The organism is Aeromonas sp. A600620, assembly GCF_029479985.1.
GTDB classification, from domain to species: domain Bacteria; phylum Pseudomonadota; class Gammaproteobacteria; order Enterobacterales; family Aeromonadaceae; genus Aeromonas; species Aeromonas veronii_A.
In genome coordinates this window covers 235705-254205 of the sequence record NZ_JAAKXB010000004.1, presented here as the reverse complement: position 1 = coordinate 254205, position 18501 = coordinate 235705, and the positions used below count along the sequence as shown (strand labels likewise).

Genomic DNA, 18501 nt, shown 5'->3' with positions numbered 1-18501 from the left:
ATTATTCATGAACGAGGTTGCCGCGATGCGGCGTCAAACAAGAGGAGTAAACCGGATGAAAAGCAGAAGATTGAGTCGCAAGGAGCGCAAAATGCGAAGCAAAATCAAAATGGTCAAGGTAGAGCAGACTCTGGTTTGGCCCTTTATGGTGGTATGAGCCGCCAGATAGGGCTCGCCGTAGTTGGCTTTCTTTTGTAAAATTCCCGTCCCCTTCCCGCTGCGGTTTTTATGTGTATGGCAGAGCAAGTGACGGCGAAAAAAGACGCCAAGACACAACAGCTGAAAGTTCCTCCCCACTCTTTTGAGGCCGAACAGTCCGTACTGGGCGGTCTGATGCTGGATAACGACGCCTGGGATCGAGTCGCCGAGCGGGTGATCGACAAGGATTTCTACAGCCGTCCGCATCGGTTGATCTTCCAGGCCATGACCCGCCTCTCCAACGCGGGCAACCCCATCGACCTCATCACCCTGCAGGAGGAGCTGGAGCGCTCCGAACAGCTGGAGGAGGCAGGTGGCTTCGCCTATCTGGTGGAGATCGCCAAGAACACCCCGAGTGCCGCGAACATCAACGCCTACGCCGAAATCGTGCGCGAGCGGGCGGTAGTGCGGGAGATGATCTCGGTCGCCAACGAGATCGTCGAAGCGGGCTACGAGCCACAGGGCCGTACCTCCAACGATCTGCTCGATCTGGCCGAGAGCAAGGTATTCCAGATCGCCGAGCAGCGCACCAGCGCCAACGAGGGGCCCCAGCCCCTGAAGCTCATCCTCGAGCAGACCGTCGACAAGATTGAAGAGCTGTTCAAGACCCCCCACAACGGGGTGACCGGGGTATCGAGCGGTTACAACGATCTCGACAAGATGACGGCTGGTTTGCAGCGTTCGGACTTGATCATCGTGGCGGCCCGTCCCTCCATGGGCAAGACCACCTTTGCCATGAACCTCTGTGAGCACGCGGCCCTCACCGCCGACAAGCCGGTGCTTATCTTCTCGCTGGAGATGCCCTCCGAGCAGATCATCATGCGTATGCTTGCCTCGGTGGGGCGTATCGATCAGACCAAGGTGCGTACCGGCCAGCTCGACGACGAGGATTGGGCCCGTCTCTCCTCCACCATGGGATTGCTGCTGGAGAAGGGCAAGATGTATATCGATGACTCCTCCGGTCTGACCCCGACCGAAGTGCGCTCGCGCGCCCGTCGGGTGGCGCGGGACAACGGCGGCATCAGCATGATCATGGTGGACTACCTGCAGCTGATGCGGGTTCCCAGCCTCTCCGACAACCGGACTCTGGAGATCGGTGAAATCTCCCGCTCCCTCAAGGCGCTGGCGAAAGAGCTGCAGTGCCCGGTGGTGGCGCTCTCCCAGCTCAACCGAAGCCTGGAACAGCGGGCCGACAAGCGTCCGGTCAACTCGGATCTTCGTGAATCGGGCTCCATCGAGCAGGATGCGGACTTGATCATGTTTATCTATCGTGATGAGGTTTATCACGATGACAGCCCTGACAAGGGGATTGCCGAGATCATCATCGGCAAGCAGCGTAACGGCCCCATCGGCCGGGTGCGTCTCACCTTCCAGGGTCAGTTCTCCCGGTTCGACAACTACGCCGGCCCGGCGTTTGACGACGATTATTGATAAGTAACAATCAGGGCAATCCTGTGGTCAGGGTTGCCACTACCGCTCTGACCCGTTTGCCATTTATTGAGAGGCAGCCCGTCAGAGCATGTTTTCCCGGTTCGACAATTATGCCGGTCCGGCCTTCGACGACGATAAGTGAGTGGCGGTCTTCTGCCCGATGAGGGGGAGACCATTTGTGCCCTCGTAAGGGAAAACCATGAAAGCGGCTACTGCCCAAATCAACACTGCGGCCTTGCGCCACAACCTCGCCGTGGTCAAGCGCCACGCTCCCGCTTGCAAGATCATCGCTGTGGTCAAGGCCAACGCCTATGGCCATGGACTGCTGCCGGTCGCCCGCACCCTGGTGGATGCGGATGCCTATGCGGTGGCCCGTATCGAAGAGGCGCTGATGCTGCGCTCCTGCGCCGTGGTCAAGCCCATCGTGCTGCTGGAGGGCTTCTTCTCCGCCGATGACCTGCCGGTGCTGGCGGCCAACAATCTGCAGACGGCGGTTCACACCTGGGAGCAGCTCGAAGCGCTGGAGCAGGTCGAGCTGCCAGCCCCCGTGGTGGCCTGGCTCAAGCTCGACACCGGTATGCACCGGCTCGGGGTGCGGGCCGACGAGATGCCCGCCTTTATCGAACGACTCGGCAAGTGCAAGAACGTGGTGCAGCCGTTCAACATCATGACCCACTTCAGCCGCTCCGATGAGCTGGAGCAGCCCACCACCCGCGAGCAGATCGACCTCTTCAGCAAGTTGACCGTACCGCTGGCGGGCGAGCGGGCCATGGCCAACTCGGCGGGCATTCTGGCCTGGCCGGACTCCCACTGCGACTGGGTTCGCCCCGGTGTCATCCTCTATGGCGTCTCCCCGTTCCCCAACACGTTGGCGGCCGATTATGACCTGCAGCCGGTGATGACCTTGAAGACCCAGCTGATTGCGGTGCGGGATCACAAGGCGGGCGAGCCGGTGGGCTACGGCGCCAACTGGGTGGCGGATCGCGATACCCGCCTTGGCGTGATCGCCATCGGCTACGGTGACGGTTATCCACGCATGGCGCCCAATGGCACTTCCGTGCTGATCAACGGCCGCATCGTGCCGCTGGTGGGGCGTGTCTCCATGGATATGAGCACGGTAGATCTTGGGCCCGGCGCAACCGACAAGGCCGGTGACGAGGCGGTACTGTGGGGCGAGGGGTTGCCGGTGGAGCGGGTGGCCGACGAGATTGGCACCATCCCCTACGAGCTCATCACCAAGCTCACCTCCCGCGTCTTTATGGAGTACGTCTGATGTGGCAGCAGTGCCTGCTGACGTTGAAGCCCCGTTCGCGGGGCTTTCATCTGGTGACGGACGAACTGGTGGCCAAGCTGCCAATGCTGGCGGATTACCGGATTGGCATGGCGCACCTGCTGCTGCAACACACCTCCGCCTCGCTCACCCTCAACGAGAATTGCGATCCGAGTGTGCGCAGCGATATGGAGGCCCATCTGCACCGGCTGGCGCCGGAAGATGCCCCCTACTATCGCCACACCTATGAGGGGCCGGATGACATGCCCGCCCACATCAAATCCTCCCTGCTCGGGGTGAGCCTGCAACTGCCGATCCGCGATGGTCAGTTGGCGCTCGGCACCTGGCAGGGGATCTGGCTTGGCGAGCATCGCATCGATGGCGGTGCCCGCAAGGTGCTGGTGACCCTGCAGGGTGAGTAATCAGGCTGCAATCAGCTGAAAGATGACGATAAAAAAGAGGGGTGGCATTGAGCCATCCCTCTTTTGTTTCTACGGTGTTGTGAGTGACCCGTTTGCCGGTGGCTCTCAGCGCACCTTGAACGGCGTCAGCTCGGCCAGCGGGGCGGCGTCCATAAAGGCTTGCGGCTCCTGGCCCTGTTTGAAGATCTTGAAGTCCTGCTCGCGGGCGCTCCAGTACTCCAGACGCTCGCTGCCGTTTTCTCCGGTGATTTGCAGCAGACTCGCTTCGCGCAGGGCCACCACGTATTCGCTCGGGTTGATGGCGCAGAACTCCGCCAGACGCTCGTCGCGGGTCTCGCCCATGTGGCCGCTGATGCTGGCATCCAGATAGTGCGGGTTGATCTGCAGCGGAAACAGGCCCAGCGCGGGCAGCACGGCGGCGTTGCAGACCGGCATGTCGTTGGTGGTGCGGATGCTCGGGGTCGCCACGTTGCAACCGGCGCTCCAGCCCACATAGGGGACGCCCCGTTCGCGCACGGCACGCTGGATCGGCACGATCAGGCCATTTTCATGCAACATCTGGTTGAGGCGCCAGGTGTTGCCGCCGCTGATAAAGATGGCGTCGGCCTGATTGACGGCCTCGACCGGATCATCGAAGTGATGAATGCTGATGGTCTCGATCCCGAGGCTCTCGGTAAGTTCGTTGGCACGGGCATCCCAGTCGCTGCGGATCACCGCATAGGGGATGAGCAGAATGCGCTTGACCTGTTTGCGAGCCAGCAGGCTTTGAACCCGATCTCGGGCCCAGCCGAGCAGACCCGGAAATTCGTTGGCTTTACCGTTGCTAAGCAGAAGCAGTTCCATCAGATATGTCCTCAAAAAGTGAAAGCGGAGGAGGGAGGGCCACCGGAGCCGCCGTGCGGCCGGATGGCAAGAGGAAGCATGCTACCACCATTGGCGAGGTGGTTCTGTGATCGCGAGGCCCATTCAACTGTTATGGATGGGTGATGCCATGCCAAGCAGTGGATTAATGAACCGTGGTCAACTCGCCTGCCTGCGCCAATAAAAGACCCCGCCGCAGCGGGGTCATGGCAGAGTTAGTCGAGTTTGAGATCGACCCACACCATGCGGTGATCCGAACTGACTCCCTTGGCGATGCCGAGTTTCGCATCATAGACCAGGTGATAACCGGCCTCGAAGCTGGCAGGCCAGAAGACGCCGCTTTTGACCGCGTTGAGGTTGGCGGAGGGGATGACGTGATCCAGCTGCAGCACGCTGGAGTTGGTGATCCGTTCCGGGTTGGGGCGAGTGAGGTTGCGTTTGCAGTCGGTCCCCTTGCTGACACACTCCGGTCCCCCTTCGCTGACCGGGATCAGGGTGCCATTGGTGATGGCCTGATTCATCAGCGGGTTGTTAAGGAGATCCTGAATGGCGGTCAGGTCACCGTCACCGGTGAGCGGATCGGCGTTGAGATCACCCGCGATAACAAACTTGGCGTTTTTGTCCAGCCCCCCCTTGGTGCCCTTGTCATCGGTCATGTAGTTGAGACCCTTGACGTAGTCGTTCCAGAAGGCGATCTCGGCGCGGTTGTGCTTGACGGTGTGACGCGCCGCGTTGGCAAAGATCGGCGGGGTCGGGTGGGAGATCAGGAAGTGAATCACCTCTTCCCCCTTCTCGGTCTTGATCCGTACCGGCACATCGGCGTGGTTCTTGGAGGAGAGCGGGTACTGCTGCCAGGCTGCGTCTGAATACCAGGCATCGCCACACTGGCGGCTGGCCGGGATCTTGACCTTGGGATTGTTGCAGTCATCGATGATGGGATTCTGCTCGCCCGGCATATCCTTCCACTTGAAGTTCTGGAAGGTGCGGATCTGCTTGGTGTCGATGGGGTATTTGGACATTACCGCAAAGGCGTACTGGCCGTGGTAGTTGCCAAAGCCCCAGGCATCGTCGGGGCCGCTGTTGACCTTGCCATCCAGATTGAGGTCATAACCGCTCATCAGGCCGGTGTTGGTGGCGAAATTCTGCAGCACCGGATAGCTGATGGCCGTCACCTCTGCGTGCTGGGCGTGGGCCAGATAGTTGTCGTTGAAGGCTTTCAGATCGGCGGTGCTCTCGCCTTTGCCGTCGTTGTCGAACTCGTTGAGCAGGAACACATCCGGGCGGGTTCGCTGGATGATCTCCGCCACGTTGCGGATCTGTTGCACGTTCTTGGCTTTGGTTTCCGTGGCGCCGCTCAGGCTCCCTTCGGCGAGGCGGGCCAGCAGGGCATCCTGCTCGGTGCGGGTCAGTGCCAGCTCACCGGTCAGCATACCGGCGGCAGTGCGGTCAAAAGAGAGGTTGAAGGTGGCAAAACGAACCATGGGATCAGCTGCCTTTGAGTCGTTGTCGCTGTTGCAGCCAGCCAGCATCCCGAGGGAGATGGCGGCAGCCAGTAGGGTCTTGTTGATATTCTTCATTGTAATTATTCCGTAGCATCAATGAGTTATGCCTTCTGTGAGGCGGCGTCATTATAAGTAGACGGTGATGCTGCGGGGGTTTTGCCTGAGCAAAGTGTGAGGATATTCACACCACATATCTGGCGATGATGAATGTTAGCAGGGCGATATGGGGTGTGAAAAACCGGTTTATACGCTGCAGTTTCCGAGATGAATAGCGCGCTTCCTGCCGTTACCGCACTCTGAATTTGTCACACTACCATCGGCAGGCCGCTCTCGGGGTGGTGGATCACCTGTGCCGGATAGTCATAGAGACGGGCAATCAGCTCAGGGGTGAGCACTTCGGCAGGCGTGCCATCGGCCATCAGCTTGCCCCGTTCCAGCATCACCAGCCGATCGGCATAGCGCGCCGCCAGATTGAGGTCGTGCAGTACCACCAGCACTGCAGTATTGCGGCTGGCGAGGGCGCGCGCCATGGTGAGCAGCTGGTGCTGGTATTTCAGATCCAGCGCCGAGGTAGGCTCGTCGAGCAGCAGCAAGCGGGGTTGCTCGGTCTGCTCGGTCGGGGAGGGGGCCTGCCAGATCTGCGCCAGCACCCGGGCAAACTGCACCCGCTGCCGCTCGCCGCCGGAGAGCCCCGGATAGAGCCGTTTGGCCAGATGCTCGACCCCGGCATGGGTCATGGCCGCCGCCACAATTTCGTCACGCCGCGCCGCCGGTTCACTGTGGGGCAAGCGCCCCATGGCGACCACTTCTTCGCAGAGAAAGGGGAAGTTGAGGGAGGAGCTTTGCGGCAATACCCCGAGCCGGTGGGCAAGCTGGCTGCTGTCCCACTGCTGGCGATCTGCGCCAAACAGGGTGATGGAACCCTCATATTCCAGCTCGCCGGTCAGGCACTTGAGCAGCGAGCTCTTGCCCGCCCCGTTGGGGCCGAGCAGCGCGGTGAGGGTGCCGCTCTCGAGACTAAGATCGAGCCCATCCAGGATCTGGCGCTGGCCACGGCGCAGGCTGAGTCGGGTGCAGCTCAACAGGGGGGAGGAGAGTGAGGATGAGAGTGGTTGCATAACAGTCCGTATCACAGGGCGCGGCGGCCTTTTACCAGCAGCCAGATGAAGAAGGGGGCGCCGAGCAGGGCGGTGATGATGCCCACCGGCAGCTCGGCCGGGGCCAGCAGGGTGCGTGCCAGCATATCGGCTGCCAGCAGCAGGGCGGCGCCAAGCAGGGCCGAGAGCGGCAGCAACCTGACATGGTTGGGGCCCGCCAGCAGGCGCACCAGATGGGGCACCACCAGCCCGACGAAGCCGATCATCCCCGATACCGCCACCGCCACCCCTACGCCCGCTGCGGTGAGCAGAATCAGGCGGCGCTTGAGGGATTGCACATTGACCCCAAGATGACGGGCCTCTCCTTCACCCAGCAGCAGGGCATTGAGGGGATTGGCATCGCGCATAAAGAGCCACAGCAGGGCCGCCAGGGTGAGCAGGGCCAGCGCCACATCGGCCGGTTTGCCTGCCGCCAGCGTTCCCATCTGCCACAGGCTCAGGTTGCGCAGCATCTGATCGTCCGCCAGATAGGTGAGCAGGCCGATCACCGCACCGGAGAGCGCCGTGATGGCGACCCCGGCCAGCAGCATGACGGTGACCGAGGTGCCCCCCTCACGGGTGCCGAGCAGATAGACCAGAGTGGTGGTGAGCGCGCCGCCGAGAAAGGCGAGCAGCGGCAGCAGACCAACCCCGATGGTGGCTTGCAGCTGCTGGCCGAGGGGGGCCAGCAGCACGATGGCGAGCGCCGCGCCGAGCGCCGCACCGCCGGAGACACCTATGATGCCGGGGTCAGCCAGGGGGTTGCGAAACAACCCCTGCATCACGGCGCCACAGAGCCCGAGAATCCCCCCCACTGCGATGCAGAGCAGGGTTCTCGGCAGGCGAATTTCCTGCACGATCAGCAGCTTGTGTGACTCTATCCCGCTCTCCTGCCCGGCAAACAGCGCCCGCAGACTCTCGCCCAGGGTGAGGGTCATGGGGCCGGTTGCCAGCGAACCGAGCAGCAACAGTGCCAGTGCGGCCGTGGTAAAGGCCAGCAGCCAGGAGAGGGGTAACCGCATCATGACCCCTGCTTGATCCACTGGGCGATCTGGTTCGCCTGTTGCAGGGAGTTGAGGCTCAGGCCCCCTTGCAGGGCGTGACCGTCGATGGCGTGAATGGCGTTGCGCTTGCCTGCTGGGGTAGCCGCCAGGGCGGGCACTTCTGCCAGCACCTTGGCCGGATCGGCATATTGCTGCCAGTCACGACCGCTGACCAGCACCAGATCGGGCTGCATCTCGATGAGGGATTCGGCGGATACCGGCTTGTAGTTGCGCAACTCGGCGACCGGATTGATGCCGCCCGCCAGCGAGATCAGCGCGCTGGCGGTGGTGTCCCCCCCGGCGATGCTGGTGGGTTGCCCCTTGTGCAGCAGCAGGAAGGCGACCTTGAGCGGTTTGTTCTGTTTGGCTTGCGCCGCCAGCTGATCGGTCTGAGCCTGGATCTCTGCCTTCAGGCGATCGCCAGCGGCTTTATCGCCCAGCAGGCTGGAGAGGGTGTCGATACGCTGGTTGAGGTTGGCGAGAGTCGGCGCGGTATCCAGCACCTCCACCTTGACCCCGGCACGACGCAGCTGATCCAGGGTCGGGGCCGGGCCCATCTCGTCGCTGCCCACCAGTCGGGTGGGGGAGAGGCTCAGGATCCCTTCGGCGGCCAGCGCCCGGTGATAACCCACCTTGGGCAACCCTTTTGGCAAGGGGCTGCTGACATCGGTGGCGATCAGGCTCGATTCACCGCCAAGGGCCAGAATGAGTTCTGTGGTGGCGGGGCCGATACTGACGATACGCTCTTTCTGTCCGTCGGTGGCAACGGCAGAGAAGGGGGACAGTGAACTGCAGAGCAGGGTGATGGCGAGGGCAAGACGACGGCCCATGCTAACCTCCGAAGGGGTGAATGAAACGGGTGTGCCGCCGAGAATATCAAGGCTTTGGAAAAAATGCACTGATAATGATAGCAATTATCAATTGCATTGATTCCGGTGCTTTATTAGAGTAGCCGCCATGATAAACAGCGGGACAACATGGTCCCGCAAAGGGAGAAAACATGAGCATTGCACAACGCATTCACGCGCTGCTGGAGCAGGATCCCGGCGCTCATCCGTCCACCCTGGCGGCCCAGCTCGCCATCAGCGAATGGGAGGTGGTTCGCCATCTGCCCGCCGAGCTGGTGACCCTGCTGCCCGCCGATCGCGCACAAGGTCTGCTGGAAGATCTGGCCGACTGGGGCCCGGTGACCACCATCGTCGAATCAGAAGGTTCCATCTTCGAGGTAAAAGCCCCCTTCCCGAAAGGCAAGGATGCACGCGGTTACTACAACCTGATGGGCCGCGACGGTGAGCTGCATGGTCACCTCAAGCTCGACAACGTGGCGGGGATTGCGCTGGTCAGCAAGCTGTTCATGGGCAAGGAGGGGCACTCCTTCCAGTTCTTCGGTCACTCCGGCCGCTGCATTTTCAAGGTCTATCTGGGTCGCGACGAGAAACGCCAGCTGCTGGCCGATCAGGTCACCCGTTTCATGGCGCTGCGCCACAACTCTCAAGAGGAAGTCAAAGCATGAGTGAACGTCAGGAGCGTCTGCAGAACCGCCTGCAACCGGAGATCCGCGAGTTTCGTGACAGCTGCCGCACCCTGCAGCTCGCCACCGTCGATGGCGAAGGCAATCCCAACGCCAGCTATGCCCCGTTCGTGCTACAGGAAGATGGCTACTATGTGCTGATCTCCGAGATCGCCCGCCACGCCCGCAACCTGCAACAGGTGCCCCGGGTATCCCTGATGCTGATCGAGGATGAGAGCGGTGCCCGCGAGCTGTTTGCCCGCAAGCGCTTGACCTTCGATGCGGTGGCTGAAGTCGTTGCCCGTGACGACGCTCGCTGGAGCAAGGCGGTCGCAGCGCTGGAAGGGCGTTTTGGCGAGATCATCAAGGGTCTCTCCAACCTCAAGGATTTCAAACTGTTCCGCCTCAAGCCGGAACAGGGGCTGTTCGTCAAGGGCTTCGGACAGGCGTTCGCAGTTTCCGGTGACGAGCTGGTGGATTTCGTCCATCTGGTGGAAGGGCACAAGCGCATCGACAACGGTGCCGAGCTCACCAGCCCGGCCGATGCGCCGGTCTGACGATCCCTGTCGACCACGACAGCCGTCATAACAAAACGGGCAGCCAATTGGCTGCCCGTTTTTATTGCGTTATCTCATCCGCCAGTTCAATCCTGCCAGCTGGCCTTGTTGGGAAAAGCGCGACGATCGGCGTCGGTGGCCGTTTCGTTGCACTCCCCCCGCACTTTCCAGGAGGTCTGGCTCAGCACTATGTAGCCCTGGCGGCAATACTGCTTGGTCGCCAGGGTCTCGGTCAGCAGGTTCTCCTGTAACGCCTCTCGCTGTTCCAGCAGCCGCTGGCTTTGGGCCGCCGAGAGGCCGCGCGGCAAGGTGTCGTTGGGCGCGGCTTCAAAGGTGAACCGCTTGCTCCCCTCCTCGTTGATGTGGGTCAGAAACAGGGGTTCCGGCCCGTCATACTTCTGGCCGGGCAAGCTGGAGCAGGCCGACAGCAGGGGAACAATCAACAACAGGGTGGCAGACAACAGGCGCACGACAGACTCCAGTGAGAAACGAGGCGAGGCTCGCAGATTAGCACGGCTGCAGGGCGGGTGTTACTGCCAGCAGCTCGTCGGTGGTGAGCAGGGTCACACTGCGCCCCTCCGGTAGGCTGAGGTGGCGCCACATCCAGTGATGGTGTTCGGTGATCTGGGCCGCGCTCAGATGGGGGCGATCAGCGGTGGTGTGACCATCGCTCAACACCAGCACCTCGTACCCATGGGAGGCGGCACTGCGCACCGTGGTGTCGACGCAAAAATCGGTGGCACAGCCACAGAGAATGAGTCGATCGACCGGCTGCTCGGCCAGCAGGAAGGCAAGCTCGGTATCGAGAAAGCTGTCACAGGCCGTTTTGCGCACCCGGCTCTCTCCCTTGGCCGGTTGCAGCGCACTGTGCAACTGCCAACCCGGGGTGCCCGGTTCCAGTTCGGTACCGGGGGGCGAGTCATGCTGGATATAGATGACCCGTCCCTGTTGCTGCCTGACATGGGCCGCAGCCCGATTGATATTGGCCAGCACCTGCTCCTGGCGGTAACGGGGCTCGTTGAACAAGCCTTGCTGCACATCGATGATCAGTAACACATCCATATTTTACCCGCCGTTTCCTGGAAGATTAGGGTTGCAGCCACTGGCTGCAGTCACGACTGCGGGATTGATGCAGCGCGCCCATATCTTGCTTCATCTCGTCACTGTTTTGCCAGCGCTTAGGCAGCGGCATGATGGTTACCTGCACATCGGCTGCGGGATCTGCAACAGAGGTCTCATCTGTACGGGGGACGACCAGCGCTACCTTGAGGGCCGGATTGCGGCTGGCGATGCGACTGGCGAGCCCAAGCCCCCCCTCGACGTGGAAATTGCCGGCGATATGCATGATCTGCTGGCCCGGGTGCTTGGCGAGATAATCCACCATGCTCTCGGCCATGGTGTCATCCCAGCTGGTCTGGGCTGCGAAGCGGCGGGCGTTGCTGTCGGCATCGCCGTGGTGCATGGAGGCCATAAATTTCTGGCGATAGGGGTCATCCCCCAGCGTCAGCTGGCGGGCCAGCTGGCTGCGACGTGTGGCTGGCAGTTTGTCGAGCCACTCAGCCCCCTCCTGACCGACACAGCTCACCAGCGGCTTGGGGGCGTTGGCGGCGATCACCGGCATCCGGTGAGCCTTGGCAAACTCTACCAGCGGGCGGTAGTCGCTCGGATAGTTGGGCCAGGCGTTGCCTTCGCGGATCAAGGCCGCTTCACCAATCTGGTTCGCCAGATAGGCATCCAGCGTCTTCTGATCGGCGCGGCTGAACTGCTCCATGGAGAGGGCCAATGGCCGACCGTGCTGCTGACCTGCGGTGTAGAGCCCGCTCAGCAGGCGCGATTGCAACAGATGCACGGCGGGATGGCTGTGCAGCTCACCCACCAGAATGATGTCGGCGTCGGCAATGCGCGCGATTGCTTGCTCCAGCGTCAGGTCTGCTTCTCTTTCGCCGCTTAGCCGGTAGTCATAGAGCGTCTGCAACTGTGATGACTGGGTCGGTTGGGTGGGGGTGGCACAGGCTGCCAGTAGCAGCGGCAGGGCGAGCAGGGGAAGTCGTCTAATCATGGGATCTCACGGCTGATATGTCCGGATGCCGGTGCATCTCGGGGGGCTAATAGAGAATAAGGGCAACACAGGGCGACAGTGTAAAACCAATTTGGTTCAAAACAAATGAGAATGATTTCGTTTCTTGTTGATCTTTGTCGAGAGCCGGGTAATATGCGGCCTGTTTGATAACAGTTCTCAATAAGGATTCGCTGTGACCCATCATAACGCACTCTCTCTGGTTGCCCTCGCCGTGGCGGCCGGTCTCTCCTCCCAGGTCTTTGCTGCCACCCAGAAGGCGGATGAAGTCGTGGTCGTCAGCGGCTCACGGATGGAGCAAAAACTGGAAGATGTCTCCGGCCCCATCTCGGTGATCACCGCCAAGCAGATTGAAGAGCAGGTCGTCACCAACGTCGCCGACCTGTTCCGCTACGAACCCGGTGTGACCGTGCTCGGCGGTCAGGGTGATGCGCAGACCTTCATCATCCGCGGCATGGGTGAAAACCGGGTCAAGGTGGTGCGCGACGGTGTGCGCCAGAACGATGCCTACAGCAAGGGCGGTGTCGGTCAGAGCTACTTCGATACCGACATGATCAAGCAGGTAGAGGTGGCCAAGGGGCCGGCGTCTGCCGCCTACGGCTCCGATGCGCTGGGTGGCGTGATTGCCATCACCACCAAGGATGCCAGCGATTTCCTCAAGGGCAAGGATAGTTATCTGGACGTGACAAGCGGTTACGCCTCCAGCAGCCACCAGAAGATGGCTGGCTTTACCGGCGCCCTGCGCACTGGTGAAGTGGAGAACCTGCTGCGCTACACCTGGCGCGATGGCGGTGTGACCCAGAATTTCGACTCCACCAAGAACGACTTCGATATCGGTACCCACGCCCTGTTGCTCAAGAGCAAGTGGAACCTCTCCGATGAGCAGTTCCTCAAGCTGACCGTTGACTACCTGACCGATGGCGAGGAGCCGGATGCGGTCAAGCTCAACAAGGTCGGTACCGGTACTGCCCGTGTCTTTGATCAGCCTATCACCGACAAGCAGACCGACAACCTCTCTGTGGTGCTGGATCACGGCATCGCGCTGAATCAAGGCTGGGCCGATCGGATGGATAGCAAGGTCTACTTCGCCCGCACCAAGCAGACACTGGATCAGTACGCCTCATCCAAGTATCCGGTCAGCCCCGGCAACCCCTATGTGACCAAAAACTCGCTGGATCACAACGTGTTCGATCAGAAGAACATCGGCGCCCAGCTGCAGTTCCACAAGGCGGTCGCCAACCACCGCCTGGCCTGGGGGGCTGAATACGAGCACACCGACAACGAACGTACCCGTTACAAGGGGCCGACGACTCCCGGTGATTTTGTCGGCTACAACGAGCTGAGCTTCCCGGCTACCACCAGCGAGCGTAGCGCCCTGTGGGCCTTTGACGAGATCAAGTTTGGCGAGCGCTGGGTGCTGACCCCGGGTGCCCGTTATGACTACTACCGGATGACCCCGGACAACGATCCGGCTTACACAGGCGACAAGCTGCACAAGTTCTCCGAAGGGGAGTTGTCACCCAAGCTGGGTCTGGTGTTCAAGGCCCACGAGGCGGCCAACCTGTTCGCCCAGTACAGCCATGGCTTCAAGGCCCCCATGTATGACAGCGCCTTCTCCACCCTGAACCATCAGGCTTACGGCTATCGCATCGAGCCCAACCCGAACCTCAATCCGGAGAGCAGCGACGGCATCGATCTCGGCGTGCGTGGCAACAGCAACGGCTTCAGCTATGAAGTAGCCAGCTTCTACAACAAGTTTGAAGACTTCATCGAGATGGTGGAAGTGGGCAAAGAGGGGCGCACCGCCGTCTACCAGTACCAGAACCTGAGCAAGGCGACCACCAAAGGGGTCGAAGCCAAGGCGGATTACTGGCTCAACGACATCGTCAATGTCTGGGGCAACCTTGCTTACATCGAAGGCAAGGATGGGGATGGCAACTACATCAACAGCCTGAGCCCGCTCAACGGCTCGGTCGGTGTGCGTCTGGAACAGTCCCAGTGGAACTTCAATACCGCGCTGCGCTTTGCTGACGACATGGACAAAGTCCGTAAAGACAGCAAAGGCAACGATTACGTGAAGAGCGCCGGTTGGGGTGTGGTAGATATGTACGCCCAGTTCAACCCGATGAGCGATCTGCAGCTCAACGTCGGGGTCTTCAACCTGTTTGACAAGGAGTACACCAGCTACGAGCGCATCGCCGGTCGTGATGCAGGTTCCGACAACAGCCTGATGACCGAACCGGGTCGCAACCTGAGTGCACGGGTCAAATACGTATTCTAAAAAGACAACACACGCAGTGATCTCGGGCTGTTGCCCGCACCGGATCCCCGCCCTGACAGGCGGGGATTTTTTATACATGTAGCCAGGTGTGAGGTGACCCGCTCACACCATGTTATTCATTGGCTTCGCCTTTTTCTTTGTGTTGGCGAGATATTATGCTATTTGATTTATTGTTAATGACATTTAGTAATTCTTTACAACTGGTGTGCCTAGCTTTTGACTTCGACATCGAACTTTTTCCTCGACACCGCCGACGCTCTTGAGCTGATTACCCGCTTCAATGAGGCCTCTGACGAGCAGACCATAGTGGCCCTGCTGCGTACCCTTAGCCAGCAGATGGGTTTTGACCACTTCCGGCTGGGATTCATCTTTCCCAGTTCGATTCAGCGTCCTGATGTGAGGATTTTTAACGGATGCCCTGCCGAGTGGGTGCAGAGCTACGACAAACAACGTTTCTTTACGGTGGATCCCGTTGTGAGAAAAGGGATGAAGCAGAGCACCCCCATCCTCTGGGGCAGCCTGATCACCGAGTGTTGTGAGCGGCAAGATATGGTGGGGCTGGAGGTGATGCGGCAGGCATATGAGATGGGGCTGCGCGACGGGATCACAATTCCCTGGCATGGGGCTAATGGCCATGTTGGCTTGCTGTCATTGATCACTCGCGCCCCACGAACCGAGCATCAATGGTTGAGTGCCACTCCTTTTTTAAGCTGGCTGGCTGTGCATGTCTTTGAAGCGGTAGCCCGTGTTTGTCTCTGTGTGAGGCAGCCTCAGGAAGAGCTGACGTTACGGGAGCAGGAAGTGTGCCAGTGGGCTGCCGAAGGCAAGCAAGTGAGTGATATTGCCCAGATCCTGGGGATCAAGCCCAGAACCGTCACTTTCCATCTTGAACGGATAGCGGAGAAGCTGGGGGCAAGCAGCAAAAATCAGGCGATATCATGGGCGCTGATGCAGGGTATTGTCAGACTGAACATTGACACGGCACAGATTGAAAATGTGGATGATGACAGTGCATGATGCTGTCTAACGCAAAAAATTGCTCATTACACAGATAAAATCACTTAAAATGACAGTTTTGCCAGTGAGTTTGATGATGTTGCGCAATTTATTGCATATGAAGGAATCGTGCGAGAATTGTCTTTTATTTAACTAATTGAAAAATAAGAATAAAAATAAGTGGCATGGTCGCTGCTAAAGGTTGGTCGAGTGCTATCTCGTTTAACCAATCTATTTAGGAGCATACACATGCCAACTCCATGTTATATCAGCATCGAAGGTAAAACCCAGGGCAATATCACCGCTGGTGCCTTCACCTCTGACTCCGTCGGCAACATCTTCGTACAAGGCCACGAAGACGAGATGCTGGTACAAGAGTTCCAGCACGTTGTCACCGTCCCGACTGACCCGCAATCCGGTCAGCCGGCTGGTCAGCGTGTCCACAAGCCGTTCAAGTTCACCGTTGCGCTGAACAAAGCCGTACCGCTGATGTACAACGCACTGGCGTCCGGCGAGATGCTGCCGAAAGTGACCCTGAAGTGGTACCGCACCTCCGTTGAGGGCAAGCAGGAGCACTTCTTCTCTACCGTGCTGACCGATGCCACCATCGTTGACATCGACTGCCAGATGCCGCACTGCCAGGACCCGGCGAAGTCTGACTTCACCCAGCTTATCCAGGTCTCCATGGCTTACCGCAAGATTGACTGGGAGCACACCGTTGCCGGTACTTCCGGTGCGGACGACTGGCGCGCGCCCATCGAGGCGTAAGCCTTGCTTCGGTACTTTGGTATTCCTTGTAAGTAGTAATGTGTCTTTGAGCCGGTTGTTCAACCGGCTTCTTGTACTGTGCATTTTCTCCAGCCTGGCCAACGGGTTGGCTGGAGCTTTTCTGTTTTGCCATCCCCCTGCCGGGGTTTGATGCCCTGCTGGTGAGTGCGGAGGGATGGCAAAGCACTAAAGGGTGTCCTGTGATGCAGACCCGAACCGCTCGTAACCTGTTAACCCCTTTATCTTTGGTGGCCCTTGCGTTACCGGAGAGGGCGGTAGCGTGGCTGCGCGGCGAGGGCGTGTATGGGCGCGAGAGTTGGCAAGGGCTCAGGCACTGCTTGGCCGTGACAAGAGGGGAAAGCCATGGCTAATCAAACCGGATTGCAATTTACCGTCAAGGTGGGGGCGTTGCCCGAGAGCACCTTCGTGGTGGCGAGTTTCCAGCTGGATGAGGGGCTGAACCGGCCGTTCAATCTGCAGCTGGAGGTGGCAAGTAGCCAGCCCGATGTCGACTTTGGCGCCGTACTGGACCAGCCATGCGAGCTGATGGTGTGGTACAACGGCGAGCTGCAACGCCGGGTCTGCGGGGTAGTGAGCGAGTTTGCCCAAGGGGACAGCGGCTTTCGCCGCACCCGTTACAGCCTTCAAGTCAAACCTGCCCTGTGGCGATTGGGACTGCGCCAGAACTCCCGCATCTTTCAGGCGCAAAAGCCCGATGAAATTCTCAGTATCCTGCTGCAAGAGAATGGCATTACCGATTACGCCTTTGCCCTGAAAAACGAACACGCCCAGCGGGAATACTGCGTCCAGTATCGCGAGACCGACCTCGATTTCGTGAATCGTCTCGCAGCCGAAGAGGGCTTGTTCTACTTCCACGAATTCGAGCAGGGCAAACACCGCATCGTCTTTGCCGACGACGCGGCAGCCCTGACCGCTGGCCCCGAGCTTTTCTTCAACCTCGGTAACCGCTCGCTTGAGCAGGGCCCCTATGTGCGCCAGTTCCACTACCGCGAGGCGGTGCGCCCCTCGGATGTGGAGCTGAAAGACTACAGCTTCAAGACGCCGGCCTATGGTCTCTCCCATAAAAAGCAGGGTGCAGAACTCGAGCATCAGCGCGATACCTATCAGCACTTTGACTACCCGGGCCGCTACAAGCAGGACCCGAGCGGCAAGGCGTTTGCCCAGCACCGGCTCGATGCGTTGCGCAATGATGCGGTGGTGGGCAGTGGCAAATCCAACAGCGCCGCATTGCTACCAGGTCAACACTTCTCACTCACCGAGCATCCGAACGGCAGCCTCAACACCGACTGGCAAATCGTTCATATCTGCCACACCGGTGAGCAGCCACAAGCCTTGGAAGAAGAAGGCGGCAGCGGCCCTACCGTCTACCACAACGAATTTGGCGTAGTGAAAGCGAGCACCACCTGGCGCGCCCGTATCGGCAGTCCGGAAGCACCTCACAAGCCGATGGTGGATGGCCCGCAAATTGCCATGGTGGTGGGTCCCGAGGGGGAGGAGATTTACTGCGACGAGCATGGCCGGGTGAAACTGCAATTCCCGTGGGACCGCTACGGCAGCTCCAACGACCAGAGCTCCTGCTGGGTGCGGGTGAGTCAGGGCTGGGCCGGTGGCCAGTACGGCATGATGGCGATTCCGCGCATCGGCCACGAAGTTATCGTCTCGTTTCTGGAAGGTGACCCCGACCAGCCTATCGTGACCGGGCGCACCTATCACGCCACCAACCGGCCACCTTACGACTTACCGGCTAACAAGACCCGCACCGTGCTGCGCACCGAAACCCACCAGGGCGAGGGCTTTAACGAGCTGCGTTTTGAAGACCAGGCGGGACAGGAAGAGATTTATATCCACGGTCAGAAAGACCTGAATGTTCTCATCGAGAACGATGCCGCTTGGCACATCAAGCATGATGAGCATCGTGACATCGACAACGAGCGAGTCACTCGCATCAGAAAAGTGCCGGGCAAGGATGGCGCTCCGCCCGGCCTCGGCAATGACCACCTGACAGTTGAAGGTGAAAAACGCGATCACATCAAGGCGGACTATTCGCTCACGGTGGATACCTCCCTGCACCAGAAACTGGGTCAATCCCTGTTGGTGGAAGCGGGTGAAGAGGTGCATATCAAGGTGGGTGACAAGCTGGTGCTAGAGGCGGGCTCCGAGATCACCCTCAAGGGGGGGGGCAGCTTTGTGAAAGTTGACCCGAGCGGCATCAAGCTGGTGGGCCCCGCCATCAAACTCAATGCCGGCGGCAGCCCAGGAGCAGGCTCTGGCTGGGCAGGTCAGGCTCCCGTTGCTCCCAAAGGGGTCGAGGTGGTCAAAGCTCCGGAACTGGTTGAACTGGTCAAGGCGATTGCCACCGAGAAGGCGATGGAGGCACTTTTGAAAGAAGAGAAGCCCGCTGCGTTCTATCTCTTTTCTGAATAAGGAG

General features: G+C 59.9%; 17 protein-coding genes. 9 read left to right on the top strand and 8 right to left on the bottom strand.

Translation table 11 applies throughout. The features are described from left to right. The first annotated feature begins 234 nt into the window (after positions 1-234). The 3 genes from dnaB to G5533_RS07945 all read left to right on the top strand — a co-directional run bounded on the left by dnaB (position 235) and on the right by G5533_RS07945 (position 3321). Entirely contained in the window at positions 235-1629 is a 1395-nt protein-coding gene (gene dnaB / locus G5533_RS07955; protein ID WP_088868601.1) for a replicative DNA helicase, read from the top strand. Between the two features lie 199 nt (positions 1630-1828). Further along, positions 1829-2902, top strand: a complete 1074-nt coding sequence (gene alr / locus G5533_RS07950; RefSeq protein ID WP_441254685.1) for an alanine racemase — start codon at positions 1829-1831, stop codon at positions 2900-2902. Beyond that, positions 2902-3321, top strand: a complete 420-nt coding sequence (locus G5533_RS07945) for a secondary thiamine-phosphate synthase enzyme YjbQ (protein ID WP_042052785.1) — start codon at positions 2902-2904, stop codon at positions 3319-3321. The genes alr and G5533_RS07945 overlap by 1 nt, the downstream gene beginning before the upstream one ends. Before the next feature lie 105 nt (positions 3322-3426). On the opposite strand, the gene pepE is transcribed toward G5533_RS07945, so the two are convergent. The 5 genes from pepE to G5533_RS07920 all read right to left on the bottom strand — a co-directional run bounded on the left by pepE (position 3427) and on the right by G5533_RS07920 (position 8693). Further along, a complete protein-coding gene (gene pepE, locus G5533_RS07940) occupies positions 3427-4164 on the bottom strand; it encodes a dipeptidase PepE (protein ID WP_335842320.1) in 738 nt (245 codons plus the stop codon). Between the two features lie 233 nt (positions 4165-4397). Continuing rightward, the gene (locus G5533_RS07935; RefSeq protein ID WP_335830800.1) at positions 4398-5759 is read right to left on the bottom strand and encodes an endonuclease/exonuclease/phosphatase family protein; all 1362 of its coding nucleotides are present in this window, start codon (positions 5757-5759) and stop codon (positions 4398-4400) included. A 230-nt stretch (positions 5760-5989) separates the two neighbouring features. After that, positions 5990-6802, bottom strand: a complete 813-nt coding sequence (locus G5533_RS07930; protein ID WP_335830799.1) for a heme ABC transporter ATP-binding protein — start codon at positions 6800-6802, stop codon at positions 5990-5992. Between the two features lie 11 nt (positions 6803-6813). Next, positions 6814-7845, bottom strand: a complete 1032-nt coding sequence (locus G5533_RS07925; protein ID WP_005335261.1) for a FecCD family ABC transporter permease — start codon at positions 7843-7845, stop codon at positions 6814-6816. Then, on the bottom strand, positions 7842-8693 hold the full coding sequence (locus tag G5533_RS07920) for a heme/hemin ABC transporter substrate-binding protein (protein WP_270905329.1): 852 nt from the start codon (positions 8691-8693) through the stop codon (positions 7842-7844). Before G5533_RS07920 ends, G5533_RS07925 begins: the two co-directional genes overlap by 4 nt. A gap of 170 nt (positions 8694-8863) precedes the next feature. On the opposite strand from G5533_RS07920, the gene hutX reads away from it, so the two are divergent. Further along, positions 8864-9376, top strand: a complete 513-nt coding sequence (gene hutX, locus G5533_RS07915; RefSeq protein WP_005362516.1) for a heme utilization cystosolic carrier protein HutX — start codon at positions 8864-8866, stop codon at positions 9374-9376. Continuing rightward, entirely contained in the window at positions 9373-9930 is a 558-nt protein-coding gene (gene hutZ / locus G5533_RS07910; RefSeq protein WP_005335257.1) for a heme utilization protein HutZ, read from the top strand. The genes hutX and hutZ overlap by 4 nt, the downstream gene beginning before the upstream one ends. Before the next feature lie 86 nt (positions 9931-10016). On the opposite strand, the gene G5533_RS07905 is transcribed toward hutZ, so the two are convergent. From G5533_RS07905 to G5533_RS07895, 3 genes are read right to left on the bottom strand one after another with little or no spacing between them, the layout of a single operon-like run. After that, the gene (locus G5533_RS07905; RefSeq protein WP_005335256.1) at positions 10017-10400 is read right to left on the bottom strand and encodes a hypothetical protein; all 384 of its coding nucleotides are present in this window, start codon (positions 10398-10400) and stop codon (positions 10017-10019) included. Between the two features lie 37 nt (positions 10401-10437). Further along, on the bottom strand, positions 10438-10992 hold the full coding sequence (locus tag G5533_RS07900; RefSeq protein WP_005348211.1) for a cysteine hydrolase family protein: 555 nt from the start codon (positions 10990-10992) through the stop codon (positions 10438-10440). Between the two features lie 25 nt (positions 10993-11017). Then, complete coding sequence (locus tag G5533_RS07895) at positions 11018-11989, bottom strand: ChaN family lipoprotein (RefSeq protein ID WP_441254684.1); 972 nt, start codon at positions 11987-11989, stop codon at positions 11018-11020. A gap of 193 nt (positions 11990-12182) precedes the next feature. On the opposite strand from G5533_RS07895, the gene G5533_RS07890 reads away from it, so the two are divergent. From G5533_RS07890 to tssI, 4 genes are all read left to right on the top strand, one after another. Continuing rightward, positions 12183-14288: a TonB-dependent hemoglobin/transferrin/lactoferrin family receptor gene (locus tag G5533_RS07890; RefSeq protein ID WP_441254683.1), complete on the top strand. Its 2106-nt coding sequence runs from the start codon at positions 12183-12185 to the stop codon at positions 14286-14288. 306 nt (positions 14289-14594) lie between these two features. Beyond that, on the top strand, positions 14595-15305 hold the full coding sequence (locus tag G5533_RS07885) for a LuxR family transcriptional regulator (RefSeq protein ID WP_441254682.1): 711 nt from the start codon (positions 14595-14597) through the stop codon (positions 15303-15305). 228 nt (positions 15306-15533) lie between these two features. Beyond that, positions 15534-16052: a type VI secretion system effector Hcp1 gene (gene hcp1 / locus G5533_RS07880; RefSeq protein ID WP_010634242.1), complete on the top strand. Its 519-nt coding sequence runs from the start codon at positions 15534-15536 to the stop codon at positions 16050-16052. 363 nt (positions 16053-16415) lie between these two features. After that, positions 16416-18497, top strand: coding sequence for a type VI secretion system tip protein TssI/VgrG (gene tssI, locus G5533_RS07875; protein ID WP_441254681.1), 2082 nt, complete (start codon positions 16416-16418; stop codon positions 18495-18497). Positions 18498-18501: the final 4 nt, after the last annotated feature.